11 protein-coding genes and 2 tRNA genes are annotated in these 10,679 nt (G+C 52.2%); 9 read left to right on the forward strand and 4 right to left on the reverse strand.

Going from position 1 to position 10,679, the window contains the following annotated elements; genetic code table 11:
- The coding region (locus KQJ19_RS19805; RefSeq protein ID WP_216404028.1) for a GNAT family N-acetyltransferase at nucleotides 1-423 on the forward strand (423 nt) is incomplete at its 5' end.
- 51 nt (nucleotides 424-474) lie between these two features.
- Here the strand turns inward: KQJ19_RS19805 and KQJ19_RS19810 are convergent.
- Nucleotides 475-1,365 (reverse strand): LysR family transcriptional regulator, encoded by an 891-nt coding sequence (locus KQJ19_RS19810; protein WP_016152950.1) that lies wholly within the window; start codon nucleotides 1,363-1,365, stop codon nucleotides 475-477.
- Between the two features lie 172 nt (nucleotides 1,366-1,537).
- Here KQJ19_RS19810 and KQJ19_RS19815 point away from each other — a divergent pair, with 172 nt between their 5' ends.
- Nucleotides 1,538-2,674, forward strand: a complete 1,137-nt coding sequence (locus tag KQJ19_RS19815) for an alpha/beta hydrolase (RefSeq protein ID WP_216404029.1) — start codon at nucleotides 1,538-1,540, stop codon at nucleotides 2,672-2,674.
- A 141-nt stretch (nucleotides 2,675-2,815) separates the two neighbouring features.
- The gene (locus KQJ19_RS19820; protein ID WP_216404030.1) at nucleotides 2,816-4,009 is read left to right on the forward strand and encodes an MFS transporter; all 1,194 of its coding nucleotides are present in this window, start codon (nucleotides 2,816-2,818) and stop codon (nucleotides 4,007-4,009) included.
- A gap of 98 nt (nucleotides 4,010-4,107) precedes the next feature.
- On the opposite strand, the gene KQJ19_RS19825 is transcribed toward KQJ19_RS19820, so the two are convergent.
- Nucleotides 4,108-4,578 carry a GNAT family N-acetyltransferase gene (locus KQJ19_RS19825; protein ID WP_216404031.1) on the reverse strand — a complete coding sequence of 157 codons (471 nt, stop codon included), beginning with the start codon at nucleotides 4,576-4,578 and terminating at the stop codon, nucleotides 4,108-4,110.
- A gap of 248 nt (nucleotides 4,579-4,826) precedes the next feature.
- On the opposite strand from KQJ19_RS19825, the gene KQJ19_RS19830 reads away from it, so the two are divergent.
- The 6 genes from KQJ19_RS19830 (at nucleotide 4,827) to KQJ19_RS19855 (ending at nucleotide 8,943) form a co-directional block, all read left to right on the forward strand.
- Nucleotides 4,827-5,807, forward strand: a complete 981-nt coding sequence (locus tag KQJ19_RS19830) for a helix-turn-helix domain-containing protein (RefSeq protein ID WP_153690405.1) — start codon at nucleotides 4,827-4,829, stop codon at nucleotides 5,805-5,807.
- Between the two features lie 78 nt (nucleotides 5,808-5,885).
- The gene (gap, locus tag KQJ19_RS19835; protein WP_047417734.1) at nucleotides 5,886-6,896 is read left to right on the forward strand and encodes a type I glyceraldehyde-3-phosphate dehydrogenase; all 1,011 of its coding nucleotides are present in this window, start codon (nucleotides 5,886-5,888) and stop codon (nucleotides 6,894-6,896) included.
- A 267-nt stretch (nucleotides 6,897-7,163) separates the two neighbouring features.
- Nucleotides 7,164-7,646, forward strand: a complete 483-nt coding sequence (locus tag KQJ19_RS19840; RefSeq protein ID WP_016152944.1) for a glutathione peroxidase — start codon at nucleotides 7,164-7,166, stop codon at nucleotides 7,644-7,646.
- Nucleotides 7,647-7,845: 199 nt separating this feature from the next.
- Nucleotides 7,846-7,922: transfer RNA gene (locus KQJ19_RS19845), tRNA-Val, on the forward strand.
- Between the two features lie 4 nt (nucleotides 7,923-7,926).
- Nucleotides 7,927-8,003 (forward strand) — tRNA-Val (locus KQJ19_RS19850).
- 199 nt (nucleotides 8,004-8,202) lie between these two features.
- Nucleotides 8,203-8,943, forward strand: a complete 741-nt coding sequence (locus KQJ19_RS19855) for a substrate-binding domain-containing protein (RefSeq protein ID WP_216404032.1) — start codon at nucleotides 8,203-8,205, stop codon at nucleotides 8,941-8,943.
- Here the strand turns inward: KQJ19_RS19855 and KQJ19_RS19860 are convergent.
- Both KQJ19_RS19860 and KQJ19_RS19865 read right to left on the reverse strand, forming a co-directional pair.
- Complete coding sequence (locus KQJ19_RS19860) at nucleotides 8,912-9,664, reverse strand: ABC transporter ATP-binding protein (protein ID WP_103766252.1); 753 nt, start codon at nucleotides 9,662-9,664, stop codon at nucleotides 8,912-8,914. The two genes, KQJ19_RS19855 and KQJ19_RS19860, sit on opposite strands and share 32 nt — an antisense overlap.
- Entirely contained in the window at nucleotides 9,661-10,665 is a 1,005-nt protein-coding gene (locus KQJ19_RS19865; RefSeq protein WP_216404033.1) for an iron ABC transporter permease, read from the reverse strand. The genes KQJ19_RS19860 and KQJ19_RS19865 overlap by 4 nt, the downstream gene beginning before the upstream one ends.
- Nucleotides 10,666-10,679: the final 14 nt, after the last annotated feature.

Genomic DNA, 10,679 nt, shown 5'->3' on the forward strand with positions numbered 1-10,679 from the left:
ATGTGGAAGTCAGAATCAGAATTTGATAATTATTTGGAGGGTGAATATTCACTTCCTGTTATTGAGCAGAGTATTAATGATAAAAACATTAGCTGGTATATAGTTGAAATCGAGCAGCCGATTGGTTTTGTGAAGCTGACATGGCAAGCAACTATCCCGAATACAGACATCAGCGGTGTTTTACTTAATAAACTCTACCTTGCCCCAACCAAAACGAATCAGCATTACGGTCAACTAATGTTTAATAAAGTCATAGATCTTGCCCGAAGTCAGGGGAAAAAATATTTATGGCTGGAGGTTCTTGAACAAAATGAACGTGCTCAAAAATTCTATAAAAAGCAGGGAATGAAACACATCAGCGACATCATTTTCGAAACAAATTCACAGAGGAGCATACTCAAGTTAATGGGGATGTGTATATAAGGCCCGCTCCTCGCTCAGACCCGTTACCCTGACACGTGTGCAGCCTGGCCTTCATTCATAAATTCTCAGTGTATCGATAACTGCTCGCAGAGCGGGAGACACATTGCGGTGCGGATAATAGAGAAATGAGCCTTCCAGGCGTTGACTGTAGCGTTGTAAAACTCTGATGAGCGACCCCTCTTCTAAATCATCGGACACCAGTTCTTCCGGAACATAAGCCAGCCCCAGCCCCAGTCTGGCGGCTTTGGCTTCCATATAACTGTCAGCAAAAGCCCATTGTCCCTGCGGCTGATGCGTTATTTTTTTACCATCCTGTTGAAGCTCCCATGTATAGAGGCTTCCATCGCCAAATTGATAAGCGATGCAGGGATGAACCGCCAAATCTGCCGGGACTTGTGGAAAGCCATAGCGGCGAAAGTGTTCTGGCGTACCAACAATGGCCATCTCCATGTCGGGGGAAATACGGACCGCTATCATGCCACCGCCAACTTCCGGTCCGAGACGTACACCGGCATCGAATCTTTCCGCAATAATATCGACAAACCGACTTTCGCTAATGAGTTCCAGCCGGATGTCAGGATAGCGTTGCTTAAACACCGCAAGCTTTGGCAGGAGCAGTTTATCAATAGCGTGCTGACTGGCATTAATCCGTACCGTACCTGACGGGGACTGGCGATAATGGGCCAGCGTGGCAAGCCCCATATCTAAAGCGTCGAATCCTGACTCAATGGTCCGGTAGAGCTGTTCGCCGGCATGTGTGAGCGATAGCCTACGCGTAGTGCGAGCCAGAAGCTGAACGCCCAGTCTTTCTTCAAGTTCGCGTACAGAACGGCTTATACCTGATTGTGCCAGGCCGAGTCGTTGCGCCGCAGCGGTAAAACTCCCTTCCCGCACCACCTGCATGAACAGGTATAAATCATTATAGTTTTCCCGTTTCGCCATCACGTTTCCCTCGCTATCGCATCACCATTTAGAACAATATGGTATTAATTCTAGCAATTTTACCCCTCTAATAAGCACTATTACTGCTCACTATAATGCTCGCATTGCAACAAAGCACAGCAGTGTTGTCCGTATGAAACCTGTATCTATCACGTTTTATGAGGGGATTTTGATGACTGCCTTCACCAAAAAACTGACAGCCGCGATACCAGCCATGCTGCTCTGCGCATCATTAAGTGGAGTTACAACGATGAGTTATGCCAATACAACCAATCCGAACGCGCCAGTTTCACTGGTCGAGACATGGGATAAAACCTTCGCTAAAAGTACGAAAATTAATCACCGTAAAGTAACCTTTCAGAACCGCTTCGGGATCACCCTGGTCGGTGATCTCTACATTCCAAAGGATCGCGGCGAGCGCAAACTGGCAGCCATTGCCATCAGCGGGCCTTTCGGCGCGGTGAAAGAGCAGTCCAGCGGTCTGTATGCGCAGACGTTGGCTGAGCAGGGATTTGTTACACTGGCTTTTGACCCTTCATATACGGGGGAAAGCGGTGGCTATCCACGTAACGTTGCCTCTCCGGATATCAACACCGAGGATTTCAGCGCGGCTGTTGATTTCCTTGGCCTGCAAAAAGAGGTTGATCGAAATCGTATCGGATTACTGGGTATCTGCGGATGGGGCGGGATGGCCTTAAACGACGCCGCGATGGATACCCGCGTGAAAGCGGTGGCGACCAGTGTGATGTATGACATGAGCCGTGCGATGGGGCATGGCGTAGGTGATGGTAAAGACCGTTATACCACTGCGGATCGTCGCGCCGTATTACAGTATCTGAACGCACAGCGCTGGGAAGATGCGAAGAACGGAGCTTTCGCGCCCGGCGGGCATGACATTTATGTTGATGAAAAGGGGAACGTCAGTACGTCGAAACGTATTCTGCCAGAAACGTTACCCGCAAATCCCAATCCGGTTCTGAAAGAATTCTTTGATTATTATCGCATGCCGCGTGGTTTCCATGCGCGTTCGGTCAACTCAACTGGGGCCTGGAATGCGACGATGCCGCTGTCATTTATGAATATGCCGCTGCTGAGCTACGCCAATGAAGTCACTATCCCCACGCTTATCGTGACCGGCGAAAAAGCCCATTCACGCTATTTTGCTGAAGATGCCTTTAGGGCGATCGGCAGCAATGAGAAAGAGCTGGTGATTGTCCCGGGGGCAAATCATGTTGATCTGTACGACAACGTTGCGGGTAAGATTCCGTTTGCTAAATTTGAGCAGTTTTTCAATACCAACCTAAGATAACCGCCCCAAGCCGCCTGATATTTGCAGGCGGCTGTAAATCGCCTGCAGATCATTTTCATCCATGTTTTGACGTTATTTCCTGAATGACGTCTGTCCGGACTGCGCCTGAACCTGGCCGATTCGATATTAAGAGATCTGATAATGTCCACAGTAAGACTAAAACCGCATTACGAAAAAAAGCATGCGCATTGGGGGGGCGTGTTTGCCATGACGCTGTGCGTGTTTGTGCTGATCGCTTCCGAGTTTATGCCGGTCAGCCTGCTTACGCTTATTGCCAGTGATTTACACATTACCGAAGGGCTGGCTGGCCAGGGAATTGCAATCTCTGGCGCGCTGGCGGTCATTACCAGCCTGACTATCTCCCATATTGCCGGAGATCTGAACCGAAAACATCTCCTGCAGGGGCTGACGGTTTTAATGGCCATATCGGGGATAGTCGTCGCCCTGGCACCCAGCTATCCGGTTTATATGCTAGGGAGGGCCCTGCTTGGGGTGGTCATTGGTGGATTCTGGTCCATGTCTGCTGCAACCGCCATTCGGCTCGTTCCGCAGCATCAGGTTCCCCGCGCGCTGGCGATTTTTAACGGTGGGAACGCGCTGGCTACCGTTGTAGCGGCACCGCTTTGCAGCTATCTGGGGACGACCGTGGGCTGGCGAGGGGCTTTTTTATGCCTCGTTCCCCTGGCTATAGCCGCGTTCATCTGGCAGTGGGTCAGCCTGCCATCGATGGAAAGCGATAAAAAACAAAAATCCCAGAGATCTATGCTTCGTCTGTTCCGCATCACCATTGTCCCTGCGGGACTCCTGGCCTGCGGGCTCTTCTTCATGGGGCAGTTTGCCTTATTTACCTACGTGCGCCCCTTTCTTGAAACCGTAACCCGCGTAGGCCCTTCTGGTCTCTCTCTGATTTTGCTCGCAATAGGCGTGGCGGGTTTTGTCGGCACACTGGCCGTATCAATATTCCTGAACACAAGTTTTTATCAGACTTTAATCATGATCCCCCTGCTTATGGCTGCGACTGCCGGGGCGTTACTGCTGGTTGGACACAGCATCTGGGCTGTTGCCGTATTGCTCAGCCTGTGGGGACTACTAGCAACGGCTGCGCCAACGGGATGGTGGACATGGATAGCGCGGGCACTACCCGAAGATGCAGAGGCGGGTGGTGGCTTAATGGTTGCGGTGATCCAGCTATCGATTGCACTGGGTTCAACGGCAGGTGGGTTGGTATTCGACACTCTGGGATGGCGCAGTACTTTTGGCTTGAGTGGTTTCTTACTTCTGGCGGCGGCAGCAATGACGATTGTCACATCCCGTCAAAACAGCAAAGCAAACTAGAACTATCCATTCATTTCTGGCGTGCTCTCTGTCATGGCATACGGCAGAGAGCCGAGTGTCCGCCCTCGCTGATCGCGGGCCTTTAGCCCAAATATCTTCTATTTTTTCACCAAATATTTTCGCATCAGTGCATTTTGTAATGTCACTCCGCGACAGGCAGGAAACCCACGTTCCACAACATGAAAGCCGTGTCGTAGAAAGAACGCCTCCGCAGCCTTACTGACATTTGAAGTCAGTTCGCCAATTCCACGTTGTCTGGCTTCTTCATGAATGCGATTCATCAGTAGTGTCCCTACTCCCTGTCTCGGGTAGGTTCCCGAGACAAAGAAATGGTCAATGTACCCATTTGGCTGAACATCTGCATATCCAGCTATTTCACCATCCACTTCAACAACAAAGGGGCGTAATTCCTTCATATGATTGGCCCATTGTTCCGGGTCGATATCCATTGGGGCCCACGCATCTATTTGTTCCTGTGTGTAGTAGTGTGATGCGAGGGTATGTACAGAAGATAAAAAGACGCTGAACAACGAAATTTCATCTCCATTACTAAACCTTCTGATTTTCATAAGACCTCGTCAGGAGAGTGACTTGTAGAACAAGTCCATTTTTGGTGCAGCGGAGCGTCAGCTCCTCGCGGTGAGTTTAATGGGTCAATGCAACGCTATTCTTAATCAAGGGAGATGCTCAGGCAACGCCGTTGAGTCAACATCAAACCATCGACCTGTGGCGGTAATGTCGCTACGCCACGGGTAAGGCTTTTTCCAGTTGAGTATGTAATATTGACTTATTGTGTAAAAAGATTACTTGTCAGGACATGAAGAAGATACTCATTATTGTTCCCGATGGCGGTATGCTGTTTGAGTCCGCCGGTATTGCCGACATTCTGATGCAGGCCAACCGCCTGCATCCCAAAGGCGCTACGAAGACGTGTTACCAGGTTCAGTTAGCGACAACGCAACCGCATCAGGTGATCCATGGTCAGTCCGGCCTAAATTTACTGGCAGATCACCGCCTGCATGAGATAGACCCTCGCGAACCTCTCGATACCATCATCATCACTGGCAGAGGTCAAAACCCGCAGGAAGGAATTGCGGTGGTTGACTGGCTACGCCTTGCCGCTCCCCACGCCCGCCGCATTGCATCCATTTGCGGCGGCGCGATGCTGCTGGCAGAAACCGGGCTGCTGGACGGCAGACGAGCCACCACCCACTGGAAGCTACTGGAAACTATGCAGGCAGAATTCCCTAAGGTGCGCGTCGAAAGCGGTCCGCTCTATATTCAGGACGAACATATCTGGACATCAGGTGGCGTCAGTTCCGGCTTTGACCTGACGTTAGCGTTAGTTGAAGAGGATTACGGCTTCAGTCTGGCGCGCGACGTCGCTCAGGATTTCGTCATGTACCTGCGCCGTCCCGGGGGACAACTCCAGTTTAGCCGCTACAACCTTCAGCAGACCAGCACCCTGGGCCCGATTAACGATCTGCTCGCTTGGCTGCTTGAGAACCTGACCGCCGATCTCAGTGTGGATAAACTGGCGGAAAAAGTCGCCATGAGCCCACGTAATTTCACCCGCGTGTTTACCCGGGAAACGGGCGCATCACCGGCACGCTATGTGGCCGAAGCCCGTCTGGCCGCTGCACGACAGCGTCTGGAGCAGACCAACGAGACGCTGGAGCGTATCGCCGAACAAACAGGATTTGGCAGCAGCATTAACCTGCGACGGCTGTTTGAAAAACAACTTCACCTGACGCCTGGTGAATATCGCCAACGCTTTCATTGTCGTAAAATGGCGTAAAGTGATCCTTATTTGTCATTTACGCCAACCCGTGACCGGCCTAAATTTACTCCAGAGACAACAGATAAGGAGTTCATCATGGTAAAGGTCGGTATTAACGGTTTTGGCCGTATCGGACGTAACGTACTGCGTGCTGCACTGGGTAACCCGGAGATCCAGATCGTGGCAATCAACGATCTGACAGACAGTAAAACGCTGGCGCATCTGCTGAAATACGACTCGCTGCTCGGTAAACTGGACGCCGACGTCACCGCCGGTGAGGGGCAGTTGGTGGTTAACGGTAAATCCATTACCGTGTTCAGCGAACGCGACCCAGCCAACATCCCATGGCGTCAGCGTGAAGTCGATATTGTCATTGAAGCAACCGGCTTCTTCACTGAACGTGACAAGGCGGCGGTGCATATCCACAGCGGTGGCGCAAAACGAGTGATTATCTCCGCCCCCGGTAAGAACGATGATTTAACCATCGTGATGGGCGTTAACGATCACCTCTACTCCGCGGATAAACACTTTGTCGTCAGCAACGGTAGCTGCACCACTAACGGTCTGGCACCTGCCGCACAGGTTTTGCACCAACATTTCGGCATTAAGCATGGTTTGATGAATACCACCCACGCCTATACCAACAGCCAGGCGCTGCACGACCAGCCGGAAAAAGATCTTCGTGGTGCCCGCGCCGCTGCATTGTCGATTGTCCCCTACTCCAGCGGTGCCGCGAAGGCGCTTGGCAAAGTCATCCCGGAGCTGGATGGTCGCTTAACCGGTTACTCGCTGCGCGTACCGGTTCCGGTGGTGTCCATTGTCGACCTGACCGTAACGCTTGAGCGGGATGTTACAGCAGAGGAGGTCAATAATGCGTTTCGTGACGCCGCCGCGACAGGGCCACTGAAAGGGATCCTCGGCTACAGCGATGAACCGCTTGTCTCAAGCGACTATCAGGGTGACCCGCGCTCATCCATCATCGACGGCCTGTCAACGCTGGTGATTGGCGGCAATATGGTCAAAATTCTGGCGTGGTACGACAACGAATGGGGATTCTCTAATCGCCTCGTCGACCTGGCACTGCTAATGGCAAGGCACGAACGTTAATCCCCTGCTCTCACACTCTCTCTAAATCCACGCCAGGCGTGGATTTTTTTATATCTGTTACGTGTTTGTCCCAGTGACAATCGCGCACAACGTCACGCCCCCCATTTTTAGTCGTCACCTAACGATGCTGCTGGGGTGACGCGTTTAAAAACATTAGCGATAACCCGACAAAATAATAAATCGCCAGCACTTCAACGGTCAGTTTATTAATCAGACAGTTGCGACCATAATAAAATGAGTAATGCGATCTTATTTGAGGATTCCGGCATGATCACCTTTTATCAACTTACAGCCACCCGTCTGCATGGTGAGCCCGTCTCTATGGCCGACTACGCTGGCAAACTGGTTCTGGTGGTCAATACTGCTAGCCATTGTGGCTTCACGCCGCAATATGCAGGCCTCGAAGCGCTTTACAAGAAGTACGCCGCGCAGGGTCTGGTGGTGCTTGGTTTCCCCTGCAACCAGTTCGGTAATCAGGAGCCCGGCGGGGCCGACGAAATCTCGCAAACCTGTCACATCAACTACGGTGTGAGCTTCCCGATATTTGAGAAAGTGGAAGTCAACGGTGCGGCTACGCATCCGGTGTTTCGTTACCTGAAAAACGAATTACCCGGCGTGCTGGGTGGGCGTATCAAGTGGAATTTCACTAAGTTCCTGATCGGGCGTGACGGCAAACCGCTCAAGCGTTTTGCGCCGTTCACTACCCCTGAGAAAATAGAAACCGCGATCCTTGCTGCGCTTAAAGTCTGAGCGCACCTGTCATTCAAACCGTCCCCATTATGCCCCAGCGCACAGCCTGAATAAAAAACACGCTGCAAAATCAACAAAATATAATCAACTTGCTTAATTACTCTGCAATCGAGTGAGTTCAGGAAGAAAAATGCTATTTCCCTCTTGCCTCATTCGGTCTGTGCCGCTAATATTCGTCCCCGTTGTCACCTACAACGTTGCGTTCATAGCTCAGTTGGTTAGAGCACCACCTTGACATGGTGGGGGTCGTTGGTTCGAGTCCAATTGAACGCACCATCTTGCGTCCGTAGCTCAGTTGGTTAGAGCACCACCTTGACATGGTGGGGGTCGGTGGTTCGAGTCCACTCGGACGCACCAAATTATTTCTATGATTTGGTGCTATTTCCCTTCGTTACACCTCATAATTTCTTTTTATTCCCCTGTTCGTAGCCTTAAGCTTAATCATTACTCCGTATGATGCTGGCACAAAGCGATGCGCCAAAGCCTTCTAAACTCTATGCTCAGCGCGTATCATTTATCCTCTTCGCAAACCCTTTTTCGTCAGAGATCGGATACCATGCCCTCTTCCATTATTCTGTTTGCCGCGGGCAGTTTACGCCTGGCATTTGCCCCTTTAATAAGCCAGTTCTCGCGCCATAGCGGAATAGACGTGAAGGTGGAATATGGTCCGGCAGGTTTATTACGCGAGCGTATTGAAGCCGGTGAACCGTGTGCGCTCTTTGCCTCAGCCAATCGGGAGCACCCGCAACGCCTGCTGGTTTTGCAAAAAGCTGTCCTCACGCAAACCTTTAGTTGGAATCAACTGAGTCTGGTCAGCAACCGAAACGGCGCCTGGCTGGATTTGCTCCGCGACCCAACGCTACGAATAGGTACATCCACGCCCGGCTGCGACCCTTCCGGAGACTATACCTGGGCATTTTTCGACAATATGGATGTACTGGAGCCAGGACTCGGACAACAGCTTCGGGCGCGCGCCATCCCGCTGGTTGGTGGGCGTGATACGGTGAAAATCCCGTCTGGTGAACTGGCGAGCGCCTGGATCCTTTGCCAGGGACTGGCCGATCTGTTTATCGGCTACGCGCATTACGCGAATACGCTGCGCGCCCAACCCGACGTGCATTATGTAGCTATCCCTGATGAGCACAATATTCGCTGCGAATACCAACTGGCGGTGCTCGATGCATCCAACGAGGTGATGGCGCTGGTTAAATTCATGCTCTCCAACGGCGGTCAGGCGTTTCTTACCGCCGCCGGATTCTTACCTCTTAACGACGAACAGAAAACAGCGGTGCGATAAACGGAGTCGGGTGGTTCTCCAGACTGAGTTTTCGCAGCGGTAAGCCATAGGCCAGGAACAGATTCTCTTCCGTCACAATGCTGTCCGTTGGCCCTGCCCGCCATTTTCCTTCGGGGAGCAGCAGCAAAGTATGGGTGGCTATTTGTAACGCATGCAGCGGATCGTGGGTCGAAAAAAGAATGCTGCATCCCTGTAGATGGGCCAGATCGCTGATGAGCTGAAGCACCACCTGCTGATTGGCGAGATCCAGCGCGGAGCACGGCTCATCAAGCAGCAGCGTCTGACACTCCGTCACCAGCGCCCGGGCTATCATCACCAGTTGCTGTTGCCCCCCGGAAAGTGAGCTAAACGAGTGGGAAGCAAGCTGGGCAATATTTAACTGCTCCAGCGTCTGGGTCGCTCTTAGTTGATCCTGCTGGCTGGGTTGCGCAAAAAGCTTCACGTGCTGTGCCCGCCCCATCAGCACCACGTCGCTCACCGTATAAGGAAATGGCAGGTGGCAATGCTGCGCCACAATCCCGATCCCGCCGTCAATTTCAATGCTGCCGTCCAAAGCTGGCAGCGTGCCGGTTAGCGTATCGAGCAGCGTACTTTTACCCAGACCGTTACGTCCCAGCACAGCCCAGATCTCACCTTTCTGACAACTGAATGTAAGCGGCTCAAATAGCGGCGTGCGATATCCATAGGTAAGCGTATTTACACGCAATGCGGCAGGTTTCATGATGTCCCCCGGCGGCTGGAGCGGATGAGTAAAAAAGCAAACAGCGGCGCGCCGAATAATGCGGTGATGATCCCAAGCGGTATCTCCGCGTGCATCAGGGTACGCGCAATATCATCCACCACAATCATAAAACCGCCTCCCATCCAGAAGGCGCACGGCAGTAGACGACGATGATCAACCCCCACCAGCAAACGCGCCAGATGCGGAATAACCAACCCAACCCAGGCGATACTGCCGCTGACCGCTACCTGAGCGGCGACTAAACAAGCGCAGCACAGCAAAACGCTGCGTCGCAGAGGAACTACCGCGACGCCTAGCGAACGGGCATCTTTATCATTGAGTGATAACAGGTTTATCCGCCAGCGTAGCTGGTACAAAACTGTCGCAGCGATACCGACTGGAATCGCCAACAGCAGAACTTTATGCCAGTTAGCCGTCGCAAAGCTGCCGAGCAGCCAGAACACGATATTGGGTAACGTTTCTTCGGTATCAGCCTGATACTGAATCAGGCTCACCAGCGCGGCAAAAAAACCACTCAAAATGATACCCGACAGGATCAGCACCAGCGTATTCTCCAGCCCCTGCAGCGCAGCAATGGCATACACCAGGACCAGCGCCGTCAGACCGAAGAAAAACGTTGAACCCATCATCAACCACGGCGACAGGCCGAGCAGAATAGCCAGCGTTCCGCCAAAAGCGGCCCCGGACGTCACGCCAATAATATGCGGGTCGACCAGCGGATTATGAAATACCCCTTGCAGCGTCGCGCCACATAACCCCAACGCCCCACCCGCTAGCAGCGCCATCAGAATTCGCGGTAGCCTGACCGTCCAGATAACCTGACCGGCAATCCCTTCAGCGTCGCTATAGTGCATCAGGTGATAAAAGACTTCTCTTAACGACAGCGGATATTGTCCGAGGCACAACGAACCAAGGCCCAGCAACAGGACCGTCGCGATTAAGAGTGGTTGCTGGAGTAAAATGCGCTTACTTAACTGCATCAGGCTGCCAGTTC

This window comes from Citrobacter sp. S46_ASV_140, from assembly GCF_018919545.1.
GTDB classification, from domain to species: Bacteria; Pseudomonadota; Gammaproteobacteria; order Enterobacterales; family Enterobacteriaceae; genus Citrobacter; species Citrobacter braakii.